Origin of the sequence: Paenibacillus terrae (assembly GCF_000943545.1) — a bacterium.
GTDB classification, from domain to species: Bacteria; Bacillota; Bacilli; order Paenibacillales; family Paenibacillaceae; genus Paenibacillus; species Paenibacillus terrae_A.
In genome coordinates, this window is the sequence record NZ_JTHP01000001.1 from 132,808 (window position 1) to 156,539 (window position 23,732).

The window sequence follows — 23,732 nt, forward strand, 5'->3', positions numbered from 1 at the left end:
CTTCAGGAAAACTTTTAGCCGAACGCTTTGCTTCTTCAGAACAATTCTGCCCGCTCCGCTGCTACCCGCCATAAAGTCATTTTTTTTAAGAACTGAGGGTGGTGACAGGGGAGAACTTGAGGGAAGGCGCGTGCTCGCGCTTCCTTGTAGTAACTGCACGATCATGACTGGCTCAGCTTCGCTATCGCCATTAGAGCCTGTTTTTAGGACTGAGCTAGTGGTGGTGATAACAGAAGGTGCGTGTTCATGCATACTACAGGTGCAGGTCAGTGGATTTTTAGCAGGCCGCTTCGCGGACCTTATTAAGACCTTATGGACGAACTGGATTACAACTTCTAATAGAGATAATAATCTAATAAATTAACATTTGTTCATATAACAATAGAAATATAACACTCCAAAATATAAGACCAATATCTCCACCAGCAATCGTCCTGATCATCGAACTAGAGTGCTTAAGCTATTTTTTAGAAAGGAGAGGGAGTTATGGACAAAGGAAAAGCGTTGCATGGGCGGTTTCGGGCGCCATCGGATCGGATTTTTGATGCGTGCAATATTGTATTTATGCTATGTCTGATGGTGTTCACGCTGTATCCATTTTTGAATACGCTGGCGGTTTCGCTGAATGAAGCGAATGATTCGATTCGGGGTGGTATTTATTTGTGGCCGCGTGAATTTACGTGGAGTAATTACGAATTTGTATTCAAGGAAGCGACGATTTTTCATGCCACGTTGATTTCTGTGCTGCGTACAGTGGCGGGTACGGTGACCTCGGTGTTCTGTTGTGCGATGGTGGCGTATACGATCAGCCGGCCGGAGTATGTGCTGCGCAAATTTGTCTCGATTGCTTTTATTTTGACGATGTATTTTAACGGTGGATTGATTCCAAACTTTCTCCTGATTCGTGAGCTGGGGATGCTTGGAAGCTTCTGGGTGTATATCGTGCCTGGGCTGATCGGGGTGTTCAATGTGATTGTGATTCGCTCCTTTATTGAAGGCTTACCGGAAGGGATTTTGGAGTCGGCGCGTATAGATGGGGCGGGGGAGTTTGCGACTTTTATGCGTATCGTTTTGCCGCTGTGTGTCCCGGTGCTGGCAACGGTGTCGCTGTTCACGGCGGTGGCGCAATGGAACTCCTGGTTCGATGTGTTTTTGTACAATTCGTCGTATGAGCAGTGGAGCACCCTCCAGTATGAGCTGATGAAAATATTGCAAAATTCCAACACGTCCGTGAACGCTCAGGATTATGCCAGCCAATTCGCAGGCTCGGAAAATCTGGCGAAGTCGGTCACTCCTACTTCCATTCGTGCCACGATGACGATTGTGGCGTCTGTGCCTATTATTTTGGTTTACCCTTTTTTGCAAAAATATTTTGTGAAGGGTATGACTTTGGGTGGTGTCAAGGGATAAGCAAGGACCAGAAATGTGTGAAACTCACTTTCTTATATTTAAAAATATGGGCACGGGAGGGATTGCGTTGAGGTCATTTTTATACAAATCTTTTGGTCTGGTGCTGGTTGGGGTGCTGTTATTGCCAGTGGGGTGGTGGGGCCCGTCTGTAGCGGAGGCGACCCCAACTGTGGAACATTCCCCGCCAGTTGCGGATACGGTTCTGGCGACTGGAAGTGTGAATAAGACCATCGGGACGTATGGATTTGAGCAAGGCAACGGTGAGGGCTGGAAGCCTCGAGGGACTTATACCCAAATCGCGTCCGTCTCAGAAGCTGCATATGGCGGCGTACACAGCCTGAAGGTAACCGCTCGCACGGAGGTTTGGAACGGTGCGGAGCTGGATGTGAAGCCGCTTTTGCAGCCGGATGTGGAATATGAAATTAGCGGATATGTGAAGCTGGACGGCAATGCTGCGAATCCAAGCGTGATAAAGTTGACGATGGAGCAGCAGCAGACAGGCGGGGCTACAGCATGGAAGACAGTAGCACAGGCGGAGACATCAGATACATCGTGGGTCAAACTTCAAGGGACATATACGTTTACCGGGGAGATGGATGCATTGAAGCTGTATGTGGAGAACTCGAATCCCGCGCAGGCCTATTATCTGGATGAGGTGGAAATCAAGCAGGTATCAGAAACGCCAACGGAGCCGACAAGTGGTATCGTATCCGGTTTCGAAGATGGTACGGCTCAAGGCTGGGTATCCCGTATGGGTACCGAGACGGTGCAGGTGTCGAATGTCGATGCACGAACCGGATCGTACAGTCTGTTGACGACAGGCAGACAACAAACATATGCCGGGCCAAAGCTGGACGTGACTGCTACGGTGCAAAAAGGCAGCCGTTACACGGTCAGCGCTTGGGTAAAGCTGGCACCGAGCGAGCAGCAGCCTGCCAAGGTGCGGCTCAGCGTACAGCGCGATCATCAAGGTGAAAGTACGTATGAAACGGTGGTAGGCAAAACGGCGATCACGGCAGGGGGATGGACGCATTTGTCTGGAACGTATACTCTCGCGCATGAGGCAGATACCGTCTCTATGTATTTTGAAACGGCAGAAGGGACGGCTTCCTTTTATGTGGATGATTTTGAGCTGTCGCTTGTTCCCCCGCTGGCGATTGAGAAGGACATTCCCTCTTTGCATGGATTGTATCAGGGACAGTTCAGCCTCGGTACGGCTATTGAAGCTTTCCAGACAGAAGGGGCTTACGGGGAGCTGGTGCAGAAGCATTTTAACAGCGTCGTCGCCGGAAATGCGATGAAGCCGATCTCCTTGCAGCCGTCCGAAGGACAGTTCCATTGGGAGGAAGCGGACCGGATTGTGCAATTTGCACAGCAGCATGGGATTGCTATCCGTTTCCATACACTGGTGTGGCATAACCAGACCGGGGATTGGATGTTTAAGGATAAGAATGGACAGCCGATGACACCGACCGCGGAAAATAAAAAGCTTTTGCTGGATCGGCTGGAGACGCATATTCGTGCTGTTGCAGCCCGTTATAAAAATGTAATCACCGACTGGGATGTGGTGAATGAAGTCATTGATCCCGACCAGCCGGACGGTATGCGCCGTAGCAAGTGGTATCAGATTACCGGCACGGATTATATTGACAAAGCATTCCGTGTCACGAGGGAAGCGGCGGGTCCGAACGCCCGACTGTTCATTAACGATTACAACACGCATGAACCGAAGAAACGGGATTTCCTATACAATTTAGTGCGTGATTTGCTCGCTAAAGGTGTACCGATCGATGGCGTAGGTCACCAATCACATATCCGACTGGAGTTTCCTGCTATTGGCGAGATTGAGCAGTCCATTGAAAAGTTTGCTTCGCTCGGCCTGGATAATCAGATCACGGAGCTGGATATGGGCCTGTATTCTAATGATACAGATCGCTACGAAACGATCCCTGAAGCCATGCTGATCCGGCAGGCTTACCGCTATCGGGCGTTGTTCGATATGTTTTCAAGGCAGCGGGAGCATATCAGTAATGTGACGATTTGGGGTACGGATGATGGAAATACGTGGCTCAGTATGTTCCCGATTGCCCGGCTGGATAAGCCGCTGCTGTTCGACGAACGGTTAAAGGCCAAATATGCCTATTGGGCGCTTGTTGACCCGTCCAAAGTACCGCCGCTGCCAGCAGGGAGCAACGAATAGCAACATAGGTATGGATTAGACGTGGAAACCATTTCTATACGCCAAAAGGCAGGCCGTCTCTGACATGTCACAAGGACACGCGAAGGACGATCTGCCTTTTACCGTAAAATAATACTATATACAGTGAACTAAAGATAAAACCAGTGGAACAGGAACGAAGCAAGCACCATCCGACCGCGTAGTGGCGCCTCATGCACATTTTTATATAGCGCTCTACTCCAGATTGGCGTGTTGACCAAACATAGATTCAGAAGTCAGCTTGCGTAGCTCCATCGTTTTGAGCACCAATGCATCGCCATACAGCAGCAAGGTTTGCTCAAATAGTGAACCCATGGGCTGAATGGTTTGATAATCCTTGTTGGATGGGTCCTTAGGTGCGCCTGGAAGCTTGACGATAATATCAGCCAGCTTGCCAATGGTCGATCCAGGGGAAGTGGTCAGAAGTGCCAGAGAAGCCCCCAGCTTTTTCGCCTTTTCTGCCATCGAGGTCAGACTTTTGGTTTCACCAGAGCCTGAACCGATAATCAGCAAGTCGCCTTCGCCCAAGCCGGGAGTTACCGTTTCCCCGACCACATAAGCCCGAACACCCATATGCATAAGCCGCATCGCCAGCGAACGGATCATGAACCCGGAACGGCCTGCGCCTGCGACGAACACCTTATTCGCTGAGGCAATGGACTGGATCAGTTGCTCTGATTCCTCATCACTGATTAGCTGTGGAACCCATTGCAGCTCCTTGAGCACCTCGGATAAATATTGAGAGGTTTCCATTGGAATTAACCTTGTTTAATGAGCTGTTGCATTTGGGAAGCAACAGCTTTTTTGTCGTCCTCGCCAGTGATCCCGCCGCCCACAATAACCAGATCCGGTTGAGCCTTAACTACCTCAGCCAGTGTGCTCAGCTTAATGCCGCCAGCAACCGCTGTTTTGGAGTTTTTCACGACTTTTTTAACCGTTTGCAGTGCTTCGAACGGGCTTTGTCCTTCAGCTTGCAGATCGTAGCCTGTATGCACGCAGATGTAGTCTACGCCGAGAGCGTCGATTTCTTTCGCGCGTTGCTCCAGGTTTTTAACACCGATCATGTCCACCAGGATTTTTTTGCCGCCTTGTTTTTTCGCTTCTTCTACCGCACCTTTGATCGTTGCATCTTCAGCTACAGCCAGAATCGTAACGATATCTGCGCCAGCTTCGGAAGCTTTCATCACTTCGTAACCGCCTGCATCCATAACTTTCAGGTCAGCCAGCACTTTCAGATTCGGGAATGCTTCTTTCATTGCTTTTACCGCATGAAGTCCTTCATTAATGACAATCGGCGTACCGATTTCTACGATATCAATATACGATTCTACTTCTTTTACCAATGCAATGCCTTGCGGGATATCTACTAAGTCTAAAGCCAATTGAAGTTCCATGTTATTAACTTCACTCCTTTAGTGAATTTGTATTGGATGAACAGGTACATGCTCTGTTGAGTGCTGTGAATACTTTGGTTTCATGCACAGGTTTGATTGTAAGCCCCCGGTATCCGATTGAAAAGTACGCACTATTTCGTAACGTAGTTACCCTGACGATACTATGACTTCTTTTTGACCTCCTTTGGAGGGCCTGATTCACATCTTTGTTATGGATTATTTCTATAGCATGATTCATTTATTCATCGGCTATAAACCATACACGACAATGTTAGGTTGCAAAAGAAACTGCATATCTATGATTGAATTGACTTCAAGTTAGCTTTTGTCTATATTTGTAATATACTGGTATGCTAGAGGAATGACAACGCGGATGCTCCTGATGAGAATACATGGGTAAACGTCATTTTCAGGATAGGGAGGCGGGTTTTAGTGGAAGAGGTCCTGAATCAAAGGGAAGCTATTTATTTGTTGTCGGACAGCCACGAACTCGACAAGGCTTGTGAGTTGTTTAGAATCAGCTACACACATAACGATTGGGATGAAGCGAACAAGGTTGCAGACTATCTGCATGCTTTGGCTGAAAGCCTGTATCACATCCAATTGAGAAATGCTGCGGATGGCAAGCACGAGACATTGAATACCAAACATCCATTGGTATTTTATTATGCATACAGTTATTTGGCTAAATCTATTTATTTTCAGAATAAGGGTAAGTATCAAGAAGCCAGAGAATATATTATGAAGTATGGCGAAATGGGTTGGTTTATGGGGCTGGATGAGAGCGGCCATGAAGAAGTGGAAAGATTTCGTTTTCTCGCCAAAGCCAACCTGTACACGATTGAATTGCTTTCGGGAAAACGGGAGCTTCTGCCCGAATATGTTCAATTTCTTCACGCCAATGATGAGGAACTGCTTCCAGGATTGGTCGGTATTGCCGAAGCAGCTAATTTGAATAATTGGAATATTGACGATCTGCTGAATGATTTTGCCCACGATATTAAGATATTTGAAGGTTATGAAGATAGAGGAAACCGCGTATATTATTTAAAGCTGGTTAACCAATTAGCCATTTATTATTTCAAACAGGAGCAGTACACGGTTGCGTTAAATTATGTTCTTGCTTCTCTGCAATTCTCTCTTAGTGTAGAAGCAGATGCCGATTTCAGGACACTGGTCGCTCTGTTTGAGGCTTATCGAGATTTGGCAACATCGTCACAACAAGAGCAATATCAAACCATTTTATTAAGGGGGCTTCATAATGAAAAAGGCTTTAATCTCGGTAACTATGGTCTTGGTGTTTCTTAGTATTGTGATTCCGGCGGGAACTGTACTGGGTGAGCTAGACCCCGTGAATCCTGCCAATCATGGGGTGTTTTCTGTTACTGTTTAAACTTGATTGGATTGATAAGTCCCGGCAGGGATTTTGTAAATAAAGGGAGCGTACTTTAACGCATGTGAAATGATGCGATAAGTGGCTCCCTTTTTCATGTCAGGATTTTGCAAACTCCTCATGTGTAAACTATGTTATTTTACGATATAGGAAGTCAAGTTCTTCGCCAGATGCTGCATCGTTTCACTCGCTTGTTGCATACGCTCCATTATTTCGGTAAAAGAGTTTACGAGAGTCGCTTGCTCCTGCGAAGAAGCAACAATTTGCTCAATTTCCTCTTCCATCTGACGAACGGAGTTTTGTACATCCTTGAGAGCCGCTTCAATGTCAACCGTCGCTTTTTTGGATTCTACCGAGAGCTTGCGCACTTCTTGAGCGACGATACCAAAGCCTGCTCCTGCTTCTCCGACACGTGCCGCTTCAATGGCAGCATTTAATCCAAGCAGGTTGGTTTGGTCGGAGATTTCTTTGATGAATACAGCGACCTGATTGATTTTACCCGAGTTTTGTACGGCAATTTGGGTGTTCTTCAAAATCTGCTCACTGGTAGCCTGTAGCTCCTCGGAATGCGCTGCTACATGCTGCACCATGTCAATGAGATGCTCGGTGATGGAAAGGTTCTCAGTGACGATTTGATCCAGTTGATTTTTGTTAGTTAAATTATAGGAAGCAGCAAATGCTGCAACGACCTCGCCATTTTCGTCAAACACAGGAATACTGACCATATCAAGAGGATACCCCAGCAGTTCAGCAGGAACGTGGGTCAGGCTGGGCTCGCGCCCATTTTTAAGCATGGAAAAATTTTGGTAGCCCTCGAGCAGCTCTGAGCCAGTTTCAAAGCCGAGCTCCATCCCCTCCGACTCGCTATAAGCCAGAACATGAGTACGGTCTAAGAGGCAAAGGGTTACCTTCTCACGCATAATCTGTTGTATGTAGGGAATGGCTGCTATTAATGCATCTACTGTATTCAAATAGATTACCTACCTTTCTTTACTAAATATATTTTTTATAGCTTTGTATTAATTATCGGTCTTTAGAGTGAAAAAAGTAATAAAAGTATTGAAAATTTTAACGAGTATGAGAGTTTCAGAAAAAAGGCACACCGTTTCCAGCAAGGAAATAATGATGTGCCCTTTCGTTTTATGATGATGCAAAAGCTTCTTGTAATCGGTTCACTCGCCGCGCTGTTCGAATAATTGTACGATTTCGACAATGACCTTGGTTGCAAGCACCATGTTGTCCACAGACACATACTCGAATTTGCCGTGGTAATTCTCCCCACCTGTAAAAATATTCGGTGTAGGCAGTCCCATATAGGACAGCTGTGAACCATCTGTACCGCCGCGAATCGGCTTGATGATCGGATCAATTCCCAGCTTTGTCATCGCTTCATGGGCAACATCCACGATGTGCTTGACGGGCTCGATTTTCTCCTTCATGTTGTAATACTGATCTCTCAGCTCCAGAACGATACGGTTTTCTCCATATGCGGCTTGCAGCTCTTTCACCACGTTCGTTAAGTAAGCCTTCCGGTTTTCAAAGCTTTCACGATCAAAATCACGGATAATATAGTACAGTTTGGCTTGTTCTACCGTACCCTCAAATTCCAGCAAATGATAAAAGCCATCGTATCCATCTGTGTATTCCGGAGCTTCATTCGCAGGCAATCGTCCGTTCAGCTCCATGGCAATTTTGACGGCGTTAATCATTTTGTTTTTGGCTGTACCGGGATGGACATTGGCACCGTGAATGGTAATATGGGCGGCTGCGGCGTTGAAGCTTTCGTATTCCAGTTCTCCGAGCGGTCCACCATCCACTGTATAGGCATATTGGGCCCCAAAAGCAGCTACATCAAACCGTTCCGGTCCTCTTCCAATCTCCTCGTCCGGTGTAAAAGCGACGCGAATCTTGCCATGCGGGATTTCCGGGTGATCCAGCAGATAATGTATGGCTGTCATAATTTCTGCGATCCCGGCTTTGTTATCTGCACCAAGCAATGTAGTACCGTCCGTTGTGATCAGGGTATGACCTTTATATTGGGGCAGTTCGGGGAACTCGCGCGGTGAAAGGTTCACACCCAGCGATGCATTCAGCGTAATATCGCCCCCATCATAATTTTCCGTCAGTTGGGGCTTTACCCCTGCGCCTGTCATTTCGGTAGCGGTATCGAGATGGGCCAAAAAGCCGATAACCGGAACTTCTTTATCCGTATTGGAAGGAAGGGTTGCCATGACATAACCGTTGTCGTCCATCGTTACATCTGTCATGCCAATGGCTTTCAGTTCGTTGACCAGCAGGTTGCCCAGTGAGAGCTGTCCGGGCGTGGTTGGGCAAGTGTTGCTGCTTTCATCGGCTTGGGTATCTACCTGAACATAAGTGGTCAGGCGTTCAATTAGTTCCTGTTTCATACGTATATCCTCCTTGGTGTCATTTCTGATATGAACCATATTTTATCATGATTGGACTTGTTATATGAAAAATTTGGCTTAACCTTCAAAAACGACAGCTTGTGTTGTACAGAGACGACGAGTAAGATAACAGTAAAAGAACGGAAAAATGGAGTAAAACAATCAAAGGAGTATGCAATGCCTACGTTAAAAGATATTGCTCAGGAGGCGGAAGTTTCCATATCAACAGTCTCTCGGGTATTGAATTATGATGAAACACTGTCAGTGTCAGAGGAAACGCGGCGTAAAATTTTTGAAGTTGCCGAACGGATGAAATATACGACTGTTAAACGTAAAAATGGCGGTATCGGGCGTCAGCCTCGCAAAAAGGCCGAGGGGCCGATTCGGCTCGGTATGGTGCGTTGGTTTAGCGCGTATGAAGAATTGGAGGACCCGTATTATTTGTCCATCCGGTTCGGGGTGGAAAAGGAATGCCGCCAAAGCGGGGCGCATCTGGAGCGCATTTTTCGAGGGGAAGACCTGTCCGCACTAAAGACACTGTCCGAAGGGTTGCACGGGTTGATCGTTCTCGGGCACTTTAGCAGCAAGGAAGTGGAGCGTATGCTGGAGCTTCCTGTTCCTTGTGTTTTTCTGGATTACCCGGTAGAGCGTACAGGTGCGGACTATGTCGTCATTGACCTCGCTCGTGCTACGGCGGAAGCGCTGGATTATTTGCTGGACGCAGGCCACCGTCACATCGGATATGTGGGCATGGGGAAGGATGAGGAGGCTCATCCTTCCGACCAGACGGAGCTGGATGCCCGCTATGAGACCTTTTTACGGTATAAAAGGCAACATGCGCTATGTTCATCGAACGATGTTCATGTGTGCGGCGGGACGGCGGCAGACGGCTTTCGTGCGATGGAAGCGGCCATTCTGGCGGGGCCAGAGAACCTGCCTACAGCCTTCTTTGTTGCGAGCGATTCGGTGGCGATTGGTGTATTAAAGGCGCTGGAGCAACATCAAATCGCCGTCCCTGAACGTATTTCAATTGTCGGCTTCAATGATATTCCGACAGCGGAATATTTGACACCGTCGCTGACGACGGTCAAGACGTATACTGAATTGATGGGAGAAACGGGCGTTCAGCTCTTGCTGCATACGGTGCGCAACGGTCCGAATGAGGTTGGTCGCAAGGTCACCATTCCGACCGAACTGATGATTCGTAACAGCAGTGGACCGCCGTTTACCGATTCGATATAGAATGTGCTCTATTGTGTATTTCATGATCTTCACAGCTCCGGATGCCGGGGCTGTTTTTTTGTATGGACAGATGAAAAAACGGAATTGACAAATGCTTTGTAAATGCTTACATTAAAAATATATTTATTTTACCAAGTTTTACTCGTTATTTTTACTTAAATATTTTACTATGGTATCAGATTGAAAAATAAAAGGTTGAGGTGACTGCTCATGCGTACCATTTTGCCGTTGAATGACCAGTGGTTTTACCGTCCCGAGTTTGTTGAGAGTGAAATAAGCGCAGGAATTGATGCGAGTCGGTATGAGCCTATTCTGCTGCCACACACCAATGTAGAGCTGCCGTATAACTATTTTGACGACAAGGCGTTCCAGTTTGTTTCCACGTATAAAAGGGAGTTGAACATTCCGGCAGATACCAAGGGGAAACGGGTGTACGTCGATTTTGAAGGGGTCATGACTTACGCGCAGGTATATCTGAACGGGGTAAAAGCGGGGGAGCATAAAGGTGGCTACACGCCGTTCAGTATTGAATTGACCGGACTTGCGGAATATGGCGGCTCCAACGTGCTAACGGTCATTGTCGATTCCACGGAACGGGATGACATCCCTCCTTTTGGGGCAGTCATTGACTATCTGACCTACGGTGGTATTTACCGCGAGGTGCAGCTGCGAGTTGTCGAGCCTGTGCATCTCGGCACGGTATTCGTGCAGACACCGGAGCCGCTTGCGGCAAGCAAGGCGGTACGCGTGGTCTTGGAGCTGGAGGGAATTAGTGATCAGGAGGACGATTTGACAGTCGCTCTGCGACTGCTGGACGGAGCGAACGTGAAGGCGGAGACCGGGCCGACAGCAGTGACGGCGGCGGAAGTGACGCTGGAGCTGAAAGAACTGAACGGCCTACAGCTTTGGGATATGGATGATCCCAAGCTGTATGAAGCAGAGCTGACGCTGCTGCGGAACGGAGAAGAGCTGGATCGGCTGAATGTGCGCTTCGGCTTCCGCGAAGCCGAATTTCAGCCGGACGGGTTTTACCTGAACGGGCGGAAGCTCAAGCTACTGGGCTTGAATCGCCACCAGTCCTACCCGTACGTCGGGTATGCGATGCCCAAAAGAGCGCAGCGCCGTGATGCGGATGTACTCAAAGAGGAATTGGGCCTGAATATGGTGCGGACATCACATTACCCGCAATCCCGTCATTTTCTGGACCGTTGCGATGAGATTGGATTGCTCGTTTTTGAGGAAATTCCGGGCTGGCAGCATATTGGCGGCCAAGCGTGGAAGGAACAGGTGGTAAAGGACGTAGAGGACATGATTATCCGCGACCGCAATCATCCGTCTATTGTGATCTGGGGCGTGCGGATTAATGAATCGCAGGATGATCATGAGCTGTACGCACGTACCAATGAGCTTGCACGCAAGCTTGATCCGACTCGTGCGACTGGTGGAGTGCGCTATATTGTAGGCAGCGAACTGCTGGAAGATGTGTATACGATGAATGATTTCGTTCATGACGGTGGGCATCAAAAATATTTGGTGAAGGAAATCCGCAATTTTGATACGTATGACGATACAGAAGGTGTAGATGGCGAAACGACAGGTCTGCGCGAGCCGTCCATCGTCACCAAGCTGGATCATCCGGTCCCTTATCTGGTGACGGAATATAACGGGCATATGTACCCGACCAAACGCTTTGATCAGGAGGAACGGATGATGGAGCATGCACTGCGCCATACGCGGGTGCAGAATGCTTCCTATGCCGATGAAGGCATTGCCGGGGCGATCGGCTGGTGCGCTTTTGACTATAATACACACGCGGATTTTGGCTCTGGCGATAAAATCTGCTACCACGGTGTCATGGATATGTTCCGCTTGCCCAAATTCGCAGCGAACGTATATCGCAGTCAGAAGCGGGTCGAGCAGGAAATCATTTTGGAGCCAGTCACTTACTGGTCACGTGGCGAACGGAACATCGGGGGCGTTGTGCCGCTGGTTGTGTTCACCAATTGTGATGAGGTGGAATTCATTTATGGTGACGAGCGCAAGGGCGTCTATCGTCCGAACCAGGAAAAGTATCCGGCGCTTCCGCATCCTCCAGTCGTCGTCGACGAGCTGACAGGCCACTGGGGCATGAAGTGGGAAGATGCCGTGTTCATCGGGTACGTGGACGGTCAAGAGGTCATTCGCAGACGCTATTCCCGTAATCCCGTACCCACGGAGCTGCGTGTAGCTGCGGATGATACAGTGCTGGAGGCGGGCGATTGGGACGTGACGAGAGTTGTGGTGGATGCTCTGGACGAATACGGCAATGTCCTGCCTTTCTATGCTGATCCGGTTTCCGTGGAGGTCGAGGGAGCGGGCGATTTGATCGGCCCTTCAACCTTATCCCTGATTGGTGGACGTATTGCGTTCTGGGTTCGTACAAAGGGAGAGGCGGGTAATATCCGTGTGAAGGTTTCCGCGCCATCCCGTTTTGACCCGCAGGAAGTAAGTATTCGCGTGCAGTAGAGTTAAAATAGAACATTTAACGTTATATGACGTAGGTTATTTCTTCGTTTATTTAAGAAGGGGTTGTCGATCAGGTTCTGCAAAGGATCTGAGAAGGCAACCCTTTTTTGGCCTGTGTATAGGGACTCTAATCTATGAGTCTGTTAATTTGTGTATTATTGCTGAGTCAGTTGACGTTGCGTTGATAGATTGGAAGCATAGAATACACTACCAAGCACAAGGGAGGTGAATCCTATGGCGATTCTATTACCTCAGCAATTCTATTCTCTCGCTGCCAATATTGGTAAATCATACTTTGAAAACTTGAACGGTGGCGCGAATGCTACAATTACCGTTAATAATAACGGTCCGGCTCCGATCAATCTTGTCGTTACTCGTGTCAACGCACCCGTGATCACTTATGTTATCCCTCCAACTAACAGTCTCACGTTGGCTGTTGCTTTACTGCTGGTAGCCGCTCTTCAGACTACCGCAGCTGGAGCAGCTACTGGTACGATCCAGATTGCGACAGCTGATTTTTAAGCTGTAACGACCTGATCCTCTAGCTCTAGTTTGCCGTAAGGTGAGCTAGAGTTTTTTGCTTTGAAAATTTTCTGAAACTTTTTTTAGGTTGTGCCGATATATACATATGGCATAGTAAATACAACATCGAAAAGGAGCATCCCCTTTATGAGCTTTAGCAATCCGGTTTTACGTGATGACATCTTCGTGCGTGAAGATGAAAGAGAAGCTAGCGAACAACGCATGACCATCGGGGGCACGATTAACAAAACGCTGCTCTTGCTGGTTCTGCTGATTATTGCGGGCAGTATCACCTGGTACATGACCTACCAAGGTACAGTAGAGGTATTATCCTTGATCACCGCAGGCTCACTTGGCATGGTTGGCGTAGCACTGGTTATATCCTTTTTTCCAAAATCTGCTTCGTTTCTATCGCCTGTTTACGCGATTCTGAGCGGTTTTGCTTTAGGCGGAATTTCAGCTTTCATGGAATATGACTATCCCGGCATCGTGGCGAATGCGATTTTGCTGACAGTGGGCATTTTGTTTTTGATGCTCTTTATGTATACACAGCGAATCATTAAGGTTACCCGGGGCTTTATCTCCTTCGTTGTCTTGTGTACGTTGGCGATTTTCCTGGTGACGCTGGTCGACTTTATTTTGAACTTTTTCGGGATGAATGTTCCGTATATTCATGAGACAGGCTGGCTTGGTATCGGTATCAGTCTGTTTATCGTTGTGATAGCGGCTTTGAATCTGCTGCTGGATTTTAATTTCATCGAGGAGCAAGCGGATCAAGGCGCACCGAAATATATGGAGTGGTATGGCGCGTTTGCATTGCTGGTGACTTTAGTGTGGCTGTATGTGCGGATTTTGGAGCTGTTGTCCAAATTCAGTAAAAGAGACTAAGTGCCTGCGATTCATGAATAGTTTCACTTCATGTGCAGATAGGTGCAGGATAAGGAGAAGAGGGCGGCTGAGGACCACCTGCTGATGCAAGTGGCCTTTGCTGTTACTCGTTAACACCGTGATTGAAAGGAACAATGGTTGAATTTGAAGAAGGAAAAGAAAGCGGATTTAAAATACTAAAAAATGTCATCAGCATAAATGTAACTACTAATGCTTTTCTCAGGTGAATGCACTCCCTGTATAAATCCATTTAACTGCTGTTTGCAAATAATTCAGAATATAATTTATGGCGACACCATAACGCTGCTGATTTATATTATAGATAGCTAGTTGATTTAGTAATTTCACATAATACACACGATTTCCAAGGTCTTCAAAGCTGGAAAAAGTCTCTAGCTGATCGGGAATATAATAATACTCGTCTATATTCCATTCATTTATGTTTGCTGCTTCGAGGATTTGTTCCACAAAGGTTATCGGGACACAGCAGCTTACCTTTATGAAAACGCGGCTGAGAGTGAAAGAAAGCAGCATTCAGAAAGACTTGCTTTATGCCAGTATCGGCTATTTAGCATTCGGATAGGGGAAGATCAGGCTCAAAATCTACAAGCAGCAGCTAAATTTGAACCTTTTGTCGACCGTTTGGATGAAATTGACCAACTGGATGCCTTGAAAGACTTGGCAAACGTGTATAGATCATTGAGCTTGTGGGATAAGGTCTATAAATTTTCATGCCAAATGTATAAGTTAGGACAAATTCAGTACAATTTGGTTCATAACTCCAAGCGAGAAATAAAACCGGTAAAGAAACTTAGCAGACCTCTGTTTGTATACATAGCTTATGCTGAACTGATGTGTGCACACGCTTGTGATGCAAATGGAGATCATGTACAGGCTTTAGAGCATATACGTGGCTATACTGATCTAAGCTGGGTTAAAGAAACAGATTCAGATACACTCCATTGGCTAGGTAAATTTCAGCAATGGGCCAAAATTAATACTTACGTAAACAGGCTTATGTCTGGAGATGTTAGTGTCCTATCGGACTACGTAGAATATATATCCGGCGAACAACACATTTTTAATGAACTTTTGAATATCGTTGAAGCAGCGAATAAATATAATATTGATGTGGATCACATCATCCATCGCTTTGAACCTAAACTTGCGTCGTATAAGGAACCATCTCCTGCTGAGCCGTTTCTACAGCAACAGCAAGCACGATTTTGGTACAAACTGGCTAAATACAGCTTGAACAAAGGTAGATATCCATACGGTTTCAAAAGTTTAATAAACGCTTATGAAAAAGCTGTTACAATTAACCATGGACTACTTATTGCCAATTGTGTTGGCTTGTTTGAGCGTTTCAAAGCCTATGCCACTCTTGAAATACTGGCTGGGTATGACATGTGGGAAAGAATTGACAAAAAAGATAGCTTTTAACCTTAGTAACAACTAGCTTATTACTGGTATTCGCACTACCAGTTCCAACCGGAATCCCAAGCTCTAACGCAATCCAGGTTCAAGGACATATTGGTACAGCTTAATCAATAAGAATTATTACCTTGGCCAGCCGTTAGGCTGGCTTTTTTTGTTTATTTTGTTGTTTTGGCTAAAAAATGATCATGCTGTATTTGTCCATTATCTTCTAAAATGAAATTCATTAGGAGGTTGAAGACATGAACATAGATGAAACTTTAACGTTAAATCAACAGTTGGAAAGCGCCCGTCAACGGTTGCATGATCTGTACAAGCAGCATGGCTTTGGACATGCTCGCGTACTTGAGCAGGCTATGATTTTGGACGAACTAATTAATCAGTACAATCGTATGTATCAGACTAAGAAGTTACATCACCACTATGTTCAGTCAGAAACCTCAGACACCACATCCTTTGTATGCAAAAATATTCCTCCTCTTAATCCCACATAACAATCATAATTATTCAATAAAATGGATTATTTGAGATAAAAATAAAAACGCAAGCCCATGTAATAAAATATAAAATTTGTTTTTAATTAACTGCAAAGTGTGATATCTGATGGAACAGACTCAGAAAAGGCTATGGTTGTCGGTGGATATATCATTGGATGGATAGGAGAGAATGGACAGAATAATAAATTGACTTTGGAGGAAGTGAATGATTTCATGGCTGCGTATGAGTTGCTTTCTTCAAAACCTATTTAACATTTCAAAAGGCAATAAAAAAAGCCACTCATCATTGAGCGACTTATCTGCCTATGTATTACGTTTATCAGCACGAAAATACCGATATCCGGCTTTTATATTACGCTTTATATACTTATCAGCACCAAATTGACACAGGCGCTTATTTAAAACCCGAAAAAATAAACAGCGATAGGATCTATTCCCGCAAGCGGGATGCAAAACGCTGCGCTCTTGCATAAAAGCATTTGTACCTAGTTACTAGAGAGGAAGAACAAGACCATTTTACTGATTACTGAAAATGGTCGTCAAAGCGCAGAAACTGGACATTACCGGAAAATGGGCAGTTAAACCATAATAAGCTGGCTTTTGCTCACTTTCTTGATATCACTTGTCCCAAATGATCCTTTCACCCAATTTGTCCTCATCCCCAGATTTCATTACATCCCAACATGTATCACAAAAGGATGCGCCCATCGTTGTGTGCTCCGGGTTCGGGTTGGGGTCGTTGCAAAGCATACATATTCCTGGTTTCGGGCTTTTCTTCATGAATATCACCCCCAACAAAAAAAGCGAGCCTCATTGGCTCGCTTTCCCAGCAATTATATTTAAAAATTCGTATTAGTACTAGTCCGAACTCCGAGCTTTCCAGACATGGAACCAGAACCACTACTTAAACTAACATAAAATTTCCCTGAGGACCATGCCTTGCTTGAATTTAATATTTCATCGAATGTTTTACCAGGTTTTACTGTTCCACTGTACTTTTCCGCACCAGATGCACTTCCCTGATTCACAGTAAAAGTTATAGTAGTGTTTCCTGTGTTTCTCAAGTACAATCTTACATATCCATATCCTCCTTTAACGTCAAAATCAGCAGAATCATTAAATCCAGCTACTGGACGATCGACAATTTGTCCATCAGTAGCTTGTGGAGTAATGACATGATCACCAGTTGTTGGTGTAGTCACATCAATCGATGTGTTTGCAGATTGGGAAACTGCTGCTGAGTCAGTTGTAGCTGGTGCAACATCCGTAGTAGCTGCGGCAGAAGCAGTTAATGGAATTGCAAGAGCTAAAGACAAAACAGATACTACAGAAGCTTTTTTAATGTTTTTCATACTCATAAACCCACTCTCTTTAATTTTTTTTACCTGTGTACTTTATCAATCAAATTGATTATGTAAAAAATCTATTTATGCCTTCCTGATCAATGAAGTTTTTACAGGTAATTATTTATTTTCTTTTACATTATAAGTTTTTTTATTGTAATTTTTCAACAAAAAAATGGACAATGATTCCATTATCTTAATAAGGCACGCTACGGAATTGAACCGCGCAAGGGTTCTGACCAGGTTGTTCATGTTTCCGCTGGTTAACTGGTGCCTTGCTGCCTGTGCGTGCCGTAAGGCCCCGGATGGTCTCTGGGGAAAGGAGCTGCTCTCGTCATCGGTCAAAGTTGTTTGTCTTTGTTTTTAACTCTGAGTTGCTGTTCCATTTTTTAAGTATTTCATTCCCGAGGAGTTTGCAAAAATCCAATAAGCGACTTCCAATGAACAATATATAGATCGAATTTTGCAAAATCCTGTCCCAAAAAACTATCCAAAAAAAGCACACAAATTTGGGTGATCAGGCTATGGAGAAACCTCCTGTTTTTGCGAGTAGTAAAAGAACCTGTTTAAAAACTTTATTTTACGTTAAATACATAGAAGTTAGGTAAAACATAAACATAACGATAGTAAGTAAAGGAGTGGGGTCTTCTATGTATCAAGTAGTGCTGGTGAGGCATGGAGAAAGCGTGTATAACCGCCAAAACCTGTTTACAGGCTGGACGGATGTGGACCTGACCGAGCAGGGAACCCATGAAGCCATAGAGGCGGGCCGTATTCTCAAGGAGGCCGGGTATACGTTTGATCTGGCGTTCGCTTCGGTGCTGAAACGATCCATTCGTACGCTGTATCACATTTTGGACGAACTGGATCATTTGTGGATACCCGTACAGAAGTCGTGGAAGCTGAACGAACGCCATTATGGTGCTCTTCAGGGACTCAGCAAGCTGGATTCTGCCGTCCAATACGGCGAGGAGCAGGTTCATATCTGGCGGCGCAGCCTGACGGTACGGCCTCCCATGCTGGATGAACAGGATGAACGCAGTCCTCACAGGGAGGAACGATACCGTAACATTAAGCCGGAAGAGCTGCCGCTTGGGGAAAGTTTGGAGGATACCGTGCATCGGGTCGGTGAGTTTTGGAAGCAGCGGATTGTGCCCTTGGTGCAAAAAAAGGAACGGGTCATTATTTCCGCGCATGGCAACACCCTGCGGGCATTGATCAAGTACATGGAGAATTTGGACGAAACCGCACTGCTGGATTTGAATATTCCGACAGGCATTCCGCTGGTATATGAGCTGGACGAGCATATAGATCCCATTCGGCGCTTCTATCTTGGTGATCCGAGTCATGTGAAGGCGAAAAAACAGGTTGTGGCTAATCAAAGCAAGGTGACGGAGTGATTTTCGATAAAAAAAGAGGACAGGGCGCATCCTCGCATCCTGTCCTCTTTGGGTTGGGTATAAGTTAAGCGTCCACGTCGTCGTCTGCTTCCGGGCTGTCATCCTCGGCGGGAAGCGCCCACACCGATACACTGCCAGCACGAACCGGGAATACGCCGTAGCCATCCTGTTCAATCTGTACGATATGGTCGTGACGGCCCGTCAGATCGGTCCATTGCTCTCCTGCGCGGTGTTTTCCCACAAACATACGCTTCTCTCCGTTGTCGGCGTTGGTGACCACCACGGCACAGCCGGAGCCTTCCAGTTCAGGCACGCCCTGACGAACCCATCCAATCGTATGGGGATCATCCAAATAATCCTTTTGCTCACCATAGGCTTTATGATAGCGGGCGTACAGGAGCGGATCCAGCTCGGCCTGTTTGCCTTTCACGGGCGTTTGCCCTTGAATGCCATAGTAATCGCCGTAGAATACGCAGGGGTAACCGTCCTTGCGCAGCAAGATGAGCGCGTAGGCGCTGGGCTTAAACCAGTCCTCTACCCACGATTCCAGAGCTTCATGGGGCTGGGAATCATGATTATCGACAAAAGTAACGGAGTTCAGGGGATGAGTCTGGACTAGCGTATCCTCGAAAATGGTGCTTAAATCGAAATCCTTTCCACCCAAGGAAGCGCTATGTAGTTTGTAGTGGAGGGATACGTCAAACAGGTCGATTTTATAATCAATGGTGTCCAGAAACTTTTGACATGATTCCAGATCGGGTTTCCAAAACTCGCCTACCATATAAAAGTCCTGTCCGCGCTTTTTGATCATTTCCGTCGCGAACTCCCGTACAAATTCATGATTGATATGCTTGATTGCGTCCAGCCGAAATCCGTTGCATTGTAGGGTATCCACCAGCCATTTGCCCCAGCGGATCATTTCCTTGCGCACTTCCTGATGATTATAGTCAATATTGGCGAACATCAAATAATCATAATTACCGAATTCATCATCTACATGCTCGCTCCAGCTTTTATTTTTGCCTAAAATACGATAAATTCCCGTTCGGTCCTGACTTGCATCGTAATCGGTTCCGTTAAAATGCTCAAAATTCCATTGAAATGTGGAATACTGACCCTGACGACCGGGGAACGTAAATTTAGTCCAGCCTTCGATATCGAACGGCTCGGAAATGACCTCATTGCGGTTATCCGGGTTGACCTCGACGACCTTGAATACTTCGGTTTCATCCGCGCCAGCTTTATGGTTCATGACCAGATCGACATAGACGGCTACACCGTGGCGAACGCAGGCAGCAATAGCCTCCAGCAGATCTTCCCTTGTACCGTATTTGGTGCGCACCGCACCTTTTTGATCAAACTCACCCAGATCGTAAAGGTCATAGACGCCGTATCCCGTATCCTCGGGGGATTGGCCCTTGGTGACAGGTGGAATCCATATCGCGTCAATTCCTTTGGCCTTCAATTCCGGTGCCAGGCGAGCAAGTTTCTTCCAGTGGGAGCCGTCAGCCTCGACGTTCCACTCGAAAAACTGCATCATCGTATGGTTCCTTTTCATCATGCGTCCCTCCTTCATATATAACAAGTTACCCACCAAGCAAGGGGGGCTAAACGTCAGGCGGTTAATAAGCTGCCGAACGAAGAACAGGGATCGCTGTATAACGTATGCCAAATGATTAAAATTTGTTATACCTTGAGAGTATATATATTCGATAGCTAGAAAAGGGAACGTGAAAACGGTAGAATGAATTTAACTTAACAAAAGTTCGGGTTTCAAGTATTCGGTAAACGTGAGCAACGGGGAAAGGAGGGGCGGACATGACGGAATCGCAGTCAATCAGGAACGAAGCGGGTAAACCGCTGATGAAAAAATGTACGTATTGTCAGGAGCTGAAGCCTTTAACGGAATTTCAGCGCAGAACCGGTCGCCGGTCCGGTCCTTATTCCCGGCGTGGTCCTTGTCGTTCCTGCCGGGGGCTAGCGGCGCAAGAACGTGCGTCTGCGTCCGCTCCTTCCGGCGAGGGGACGGCTTCCCTGGCATCGCATGGCGCTGGGGATGAGGCAACCGTGCAAGGCATGGAGCCGTCCGCACAGCCTGATGTGCAGCCTCAGCCGCCCCGCAGGAAGCCAGTCACGGATAAAGCCCGTGAGCGTCATCGGCAGCGTGTTCGACATTTGCTCAGCAGGCTGAAGCCTGCGGATACCAAGGTTCTGCGGCTCAACCGTAACGGCATGATTCGGTTAAGGGGCAAAACCGATCAGGGGAGACGTTGGCATCAGGAGATTGAATTTGATCTGGCGGTTACCCTGGTTAGAGAGCGTATGGCAGTGGTTGTTAATCCGTACACCATCCGCAGACTCTACAGCAATAAGGAATTCCGTCAATATGTGCTCAAGCGTGATCGCTATACCTGCTTTTTCTGCGGGGGTTACGGCGATACCATTGATCATTTGCTGCCCCGTGCCAAAGGGGGACACACGACGCCTGTCAATTGCGTATGTGCTTGCAACGAATGCAATCAATTTAAGGCGGCCCGTGATGTCGATGAATTCATCGAATCTGGTGTGCCGTTGCCATCTCATGGTGATGCAGATGCTCCTGAGGACTCCCTATGAACGCAGGGCACTCCCGCGAATCAGACCGCAAGCGCCCGCGTCGTGGGAGTCCTGCGCATCAATGATGAACGTATCGGGATTGGCCTCAATGCGTTGGTCTGTTTAGGCATCGTATCAAACCTCCGTATACATATTTTGTGGTGATTTTCATGTGATCGCGATATGAGATTCACTCTCTCTATTACCCTTGCATGCTATGATATGACCCTTTTTTTGCGGAAAATTGGACAAAAAACGAGCTTATTCTAATTTTTATCTAAAATAACAATAAAAATTTTGTAGAAATTTGTGCAAATTTAAAATTTCTTCGACGATTGTATTGTAAACAGTGTAATATAGAGGTATAGGGTTCCGTTTCGGCCTGTTGTTGTCACGGAGAAGCGCTTCGTGGGATATTCCGCAGCAGTAACAACAGAATACCGTCTGAGCAATATACAATTGGCGTCTGCGATAAATCAGTCTTGCCCTTTAGGGTATAGGCCGGTTTTAGCTGTGCTTCTTGCATGTTTAAGGGCGTGAATTCAATGAACGTTTTATTGCTAGAGTTTATGGATACAGGTTACGAGAAAGGAATGGACTTCTATTTTCACAGTAAAGGAGGACGTTCACGCATGTCTGAAAACCAACAAGAGGTGGCTGTAACACAAGAAGCTACTAAAGAGTCTCGGGATGTATTGGACCAATTGATGAAACCGGAGGTTCAGCAATCGCTGACCGTACTGGTTGAGAATCTGCCCAAGTTGACTGAGATGGTTACTTTGATGACCGACGCTTATGATGTAGCCCGTAGTTTGGCAACCGACCCTGTATTTATCGGCGATATGAAAAGTTCCATGGGAGAGTTTGTGAAGCCTGTTACAGAGTCGGCTAAAGGCTTGGCTTCTGCTGCCATTGAAGCAGGAGACCGCGTACAAACTACAGACGGCAGTGTAGGTCTGTTTGGCCTGCTCAAAATGCTTAAAGATCCAAATGTACAAAAAACGCTGCGTTTCAGCCAGGCTTTCCTGGATATTCTGAATGAGCGCCAACGCGAGAGCAAATAATTACCTGATCAAGAACGGAGGATGGACATGTCGAAGCAAATTTTGATCTTGGGCGGCGGATACGGCGGCTTGCTGGCCGCTCTGACAGCACGCCAGCATCTGGACGCTAGCCAAGCAACCATTACAGTGGTAAACCGCTTTGCGTCGCACCAAATTATTACGGAGCTGCACCGTTTGGCGGCAGGTACAATTGCCGAGAAAGCTGTTGCGCTTCCTTTGGAGAAACTGCTGCGTAACAAAGAAATTATCCTGAAAGTGGATACCGTTTCGGAAATCAAACCGGACGATAAAAAAGTATCCCTGGCCAGTGGAGCTACGTTGAGCTATGATGCTCTCGTTATTTCCCTGGGCAGCGAAACGGCTTACTTCGGTATTCCGGGGCTGCAAGAACACAGCTTCACGCTGAAATCAGTGGCAGAAGCGAATCGCATTCGCGCACACGTAGAAGCTCGTCTGGATGCCTACAAGCAATCCGGCAACAAAGCGGACGCTACAATCGTTATCGGTGGTGGCGGTCTGACTGGTGTCGAGCTGGTGGGCGAATATGCTGACAAGCTGCCTGCGGTTTGTCGTGAAAAAGGCATTAACTACGAAGATATTAACCTGTATTGCGTAGAAGCGGGACCATCTATTTTGGCAGGCTTCCCTCAAGCACTGGTCGATCGTGCAGTAACAAGCCTTGAAAAACGTGGCGTTCAAATCGTAGCTGGTGTTCCAATTACGGAAATGAAAGCCGACGAAGTTCTGCTCAAAGACGGACGTTCGATCCAAACGAACACCCTGATCTGGACAGGCGGCGTACAAGGCAACGCACTGGTTGGCGCATCCGGTATCGAAGTGAACCGTGGCCGCGCAACCGTGAACGGTGCACTGCAATCCACTTCCCATGAAGACATCTTCCTCGCTGGCGACAGCGCAGTGGTGTTCCCTGGTGAAGGCGAGCGTCCATACCCTCCAACTGCTCAGTTGGCTTGGCAAATGGGCGAAACCGTTGGTTATAACATTTTTGCTTACTTCAACGGAGCGAAAATGGAAAACTTTAACCCAGTATTCTCCGGTACGCTGGGCAGCTTGGGCAGAACAGACGCGATCGGTACGGTAGGCGCGAACGGCACCCAACTGAAAGGCGCTGTAGCTACTTTGATGAAGGAAGGCAGTAACATCCGTTACCTGTCCCACATCAAAGGACTTTTTGCATTGGCCTATTAATATTCCTTACATTTTATATGCTTGATTGGAAGAGAGCGCTGTTCTGCGCTCTCTTTTCTGTTGCATCTTTTTTTGATATGTAATTCAACCTTCTATATGTCATGATGTGTAAAAAGATATGTTCTTTATTTAGTCATCAATTGTAAATTATGGTTGAAAATACGCATTTGTAGAGGTATGCTAGTTTTGAAAAATAACTAGGAGGTT

At 46.7% G+C, this 23,732-nt stretch carries 18 protein-coding genes and 1 pseudogene; 13 read left to right on the forward strand and 6 right to left on the reverse strand.

Translation table 11 applies throughout. The features are described 5' to 3' along the window. Positions 1 to 486 precede the first annotated feature (486 nt). Together QD47_RS00560 and QD47_RS00565 are read left to right on the forward strand one after the other, a co-directional pair. The gene (locus tag QD47_RS00560; protein ID WP_044644272.1) at positions 487 to 1,410 is read left to right on the forward strand and encodes a carbohydrate ABC transporter permease; all 924 of its coding nucleotides are present in this window, start codon (positions 487 to 489) and stop codon (positions 1,408 to 1,410) included. Between the two features lie 46 nt (positions 1,411 to 1,456). Then, positions 1,457 to 3,610 carry an endo-1,4-beta-xylanase gene (locus QD47_RS00565; protein WP_412177954.1) on the forward strand — a complete coding sequence of 718 codons (2,154 nt, stop codon included), beginning with the start codon at positions 1,457 to 1,459 and terminating at the stop codon, positions 3,608 to 3,610. Between the two features lie 213 nt (positions 3,611 to 3,823). Here the strand turns inward: QD47_RS00565 and hxlB are convergent, their stop codons facing one another. Beyond that, positions 3,824 to 4,381: a 6-phospho-3-hexuloisomerase gene (gene hxlB / locus QD47_RS00570; protein ID WP_044644274.1), complete on the reverse strand. Its 558-nt coding sequence runs from the start codon at positions 4,379 to 4,381 to the stop codon at positions 3,824 to 3,826. 5 nt (positions 4,382 to 4,386) lie between these two features. Continuing rightward, on the reverse strand, positions 4,387 to 5,022 hold the full coding sequence (gene hxlA / locus QD47_RS00575; RefSeq protein WP_044644275.1) for a 3-hexulose-6-phosphate synthase: 636 nt from the start codon (positions 5,020 to 5,022) through the stop codon (positions 4,387 to 4,389). 432 nt (positions 5,023 to 5,454) lie between these two features. Here hxlA and QD47_RS00580 point away from each other — a divergent pair, with 432 nt between their 5' ends. Beyond that, positions 5,455 to 6,330: a hypothetical protein gene (locus QD47_RS00580; RefSeq protein WP_044644276.1), complete on the forward strand. Its 876-nt coding sequence runs from the start codon at positions 5,455 to 5,457 to the stop codon at positions 6,328 to 6,330. 219 nt (positions 6,331 to 6,549) lie between these two features. Here QD47_RS00580 and QD47_RS00585 read toward each other — a convergent pair whose 3' ends face one another. Together QD47_RS00585 and pepT are read right to left on the reverse strand one after the other, a co-directional pair. After that, positions 6,550 to 7,386: a methyl-accepting chemotaxis protein gene (locus QD47_RS00585; RefSeq protein ID WP_044644277.1), complete on the reverse strand. Its 837-nt coding sequence runs from the start codon at positions 7,384 to 7,386 to the stop codon at positions 6,550 to 6,552. Between the two features lie 201 nt (positions 7,387 to 7,587). After that, complete coding sequence (gene pepT / locus QD47_RS00590; protein ID WP_044644278.1) at positions 7,588 to 8,823, reverse strand: peptidase T; 1,236 nt, start codon at positions 8,821 to 8,823, stop codon at positions 7,588 to 7,590. A 177-nt stretch (positions 8,824 to 9,000) separates the two neighbouring features. Here pepT and QD47_RS00595 point away from each other — a divergent pair, with 177 nt between their 5' ends. The 6 genes and pseudogenes from QD47_RS00595 (at position 9,001) to QD47_RS00620 (ending at position 15,911) form a co-directional block, all read left to right on the forward strand. Continuing rightward, complete coding sequence (locus QD47_RS00595) at positions 9,001 to 10,065, forward strand: LacI family DNA-binding transcriptional regulator (protein ID WP_044644279.1); 1,065 nt, start codon at positions 9,001 to 9,003, stop codon at positions 10,063 to 10,065. A 210-nt stretch (positions 10,066 to 10,275) separates the two neighbouring features. Beyond that, a complete protein-coding gene (locus tag QD47_RS00600; protein ID WP_044644280.1) occupies positions 10,276 to 12,570 on the forward strand; it encodes a glycoside hydrolase family 2 protein in 2,295 nt (764 codons plus the stop codon). A gap of 234 nt (positions 12,571 to 12,804) precedes the next feature. After that, on the forward strand, positions 12,805 to 13,092 hold the full coding sequence (locus tag QD47_RS00605; protein ID WP_044644281.1) for a hypothetical protein: 288 nt from the start codon (positions 12,805 to 12,807) through the stop codon (positions 13,090 to 13,092). Between the two features lie 147 nt (positions 13,093 to 13,239). Beyond that, positions 13,240 to 13,980: a Bax inhibitor-1/YccA family protein gene (locus tag QD47_RS00610; protein WP_044644282.1), complete on the forward strand. Its 741-nt coding sequence runs from the start codon at positions 13,240 to 13,242 to the stop codon at positions 13,978 to 13,980. A 453-nt stretch (positions 13,981 to 14,433) separates the two neighbouring features. Continuing rightward, positions 14,434 to 15,423 (forward strand): annotated as a pseudogene (locus QD47_RS00615) (transcriptional regulator); the annotation flags it as partial. Between the two features lie 236 nt (positions 15,424 to 15,659). After that, entirely contained in the window at positions 15,660 to 15,911 is a 252-nt protein-coding gene (locus tag QD47_RS00620) for an aspartyl-phosphate phosphatase Spo0E family protein (protein ID WP_044644283.1), read from the forward strand. An 842-nt stretch (positions 15,912 to 16,753) separates the two neighbouring features. Here the strand turns inward: QD47_RS00620 and QD47_RS00625 are convergent. Continuing rightward, positions 16,754 to 17,272 (reverse strand): hypothetical protein, encoded by a 519-nt coding sequence (locus QD47_RS00625; protein ID WP_052646698.1) that lies wholly within the window; start codon positions 17,270 to 17,272, stop codon positions 16,754 to 16,756. A gap of 635 nt (positions 17,273 to 17,907) precedes the next feature. Here QD47_RS00625 and gpmA point away from each other — a divergent pair. Next, complete coding sequence (gpmA, locus tag QD47_RS00630; RefSeq protein ID WP_044644284.1) at positions 17,908 to 18,657, forward strand: 2,3-diphosphoglycerate-dependent phosphoglycerate mutase; 750 nt, start codon at positions 17,908 to 17,910, stop codon at positions 18,655 to 18,657. A gap of 64 nt (positions 18,658 to 18,721) precedes the next feature. Here the strand turns inward: gpmA and QD47_RS00635 are convergent, their stop codons facing one another. After that, positions 18,722 to 20,215 (reverse strand): alpha-amylase, encoded by a 1,494-nt coding sequence (locus QD47_RS00635; RefSeq protein WP_044644285.1) that lies wholly within the window; start codon positions 20,213 to 20,215, stop codon positions 18,722 to 18,724. Between the two features lie 260 nt (positions 20,216 to 20,475). On the opposite strand from QD47_RS00635, the gene QD47_RS00640 reads away from it, so the two are divergent. From QD47_RS00640 to QD47_RS00650, 3 genes are all read left to right on the forward strand, one after another. Further along, entirely contained in the window at positions 20,476 to 21,273 is a 798-nt protein-coding gene (locus QD47_RS00640; RefSeq protein ID WP_044644286.1) for an HNH endonuclease, read from the forward strand. Positions 21,274 to 21,884: 611 nt separating this feature from the next. Beyond that, the gene (locus QD47_RS00645; protein ID WP_044644287.1) at positions 21,885 to 22,316 is read left to right on the forward strand and encodes a DUF1641 domain-containing protein; all 432 of its coding nucleotides are present in this window, start codon (positions 21,885 to 21,887) and stop codon (positions 22,314 to 22,316) included. A 27-nt stretch (positions 22,317 to 22,343) separates the two neighbouring features. Beyond that, positions 22,344 to 23,525, forward strand: a complete 1,182-nt coding sequence (locus QD47_RS00650) for an NAD(P)/FAD-dependent oxidoreductase (protein WP_044644288.1) — start codon at positions 22,344 to 22,346, stop codon at positions 23,523 to 23,525. Positions 23,526 to 23,732 lie beyond the last annotated feature (207 nt).

Coding starts and splice junctions, on each gene's coding strand:
- QD47_RS00620 (WP_044644283.1), top strand. CDS start 15,660: ATGAACATAGATGAAACTTTAACGTTAAATCAACAGTTGGAAAGCGCC.
- QD47_RS00605 (WP_044644281.1), top strand. CDS start 12,805: ATGGCGATTCTATTACCTCAGCAATTCTATTCTCTCGCTGCCAATATT.
- QD47_RS00610 (WP_044644282.1), top strand. CDS start 13,240: ATGAGCTTTAGCAATCCGGTTTTACGTGATGACATCTTCGTGCGTGAA.
- pepT (WP_044644278.1), bottom strand. CDS start 8,823: ATGAAACAGGAACTAATTGAACGCCTGACCACTTATGTTCAGGTAGAT.
- QD47_RS00645 (WP_044644287.1), top strand. CDS start 21,885: ATGTCTGAAAACCAACAAGAGGTGGCTGTAACACAAGAAGCTACTAAA.
- QD47_RS00635 (WP_044644285.1), bottom strand. CDS start 20,215: ATGAAAAGGAACCATACGATGATGCAGTTTTTCGAGTGGAACGTCGAG.
- gpmA (WP_044644284.1), top strand. CDS start 17,908: ATGTATCAAGTAGTGCTGGTGAGGCATGGAGAAAGCGTGTATAACCGC.
- QD47_RS00560 (WP_044644272.1), top strand. CDS start 487: ATGGACAAAGGAAAAGCGTTGCATGGGCGGTTTCGGGCGCCATCGGAT.
- QD47_RS00565 (WP_412177954.1), top strand. CDS start 1,457: ATGGGCACGGGAGGGATTGCGTTGAGGTCATTTTTATACAAATCTTTT.
- QD47_RS00650 (WP_044644288.1), top strand. CDS start 22,344: ATGTCGAAGCAAATTTTGATCTTGGGCGGCGGATACGGCGGCTTGCTG.
- QD47_RS00595 (WP_044644279.1), top strand. CDS start 9,001: ATGCCTACGTTAAAAGATATTGCTCAGGAGGCGGAAGTTTCCATATCA.
- hxlB (WP_044644274.1), bottom strand. CDS start 4,381: ATGGAAACCTCTCAATATTTATCCGAGGTGCTCAAGGAGCTGCAATGG.
- hxlA (WP_044644275.1), bottom strand. CDS start 5,022: ATGGAACTTCAATTGGCTTTAGACTTAGTAGATATCCCGCAAGGCATT.
- QD47_RS00640 (WP_044644286.1), top strand. CDS start 20,476: ATGACGGAATCGCAGTCAATCAGGAACGAAGCGGGTAAACCGCTGATG.
- QD47_RS00625 (WP_052646698.1), bottom strand. CDS start 17,272: ATGAGTATGAAAAACATTAAAAAAGCTTCTGTAGTATCTGTTTTGTCT.
- QD47_RS00600 (WP_044644280.1), top strand. CDS start 10,276: ATGCGTACCATTTTGCCGTTGAATGACCAGTGGTTTTACCGTCCCGAG.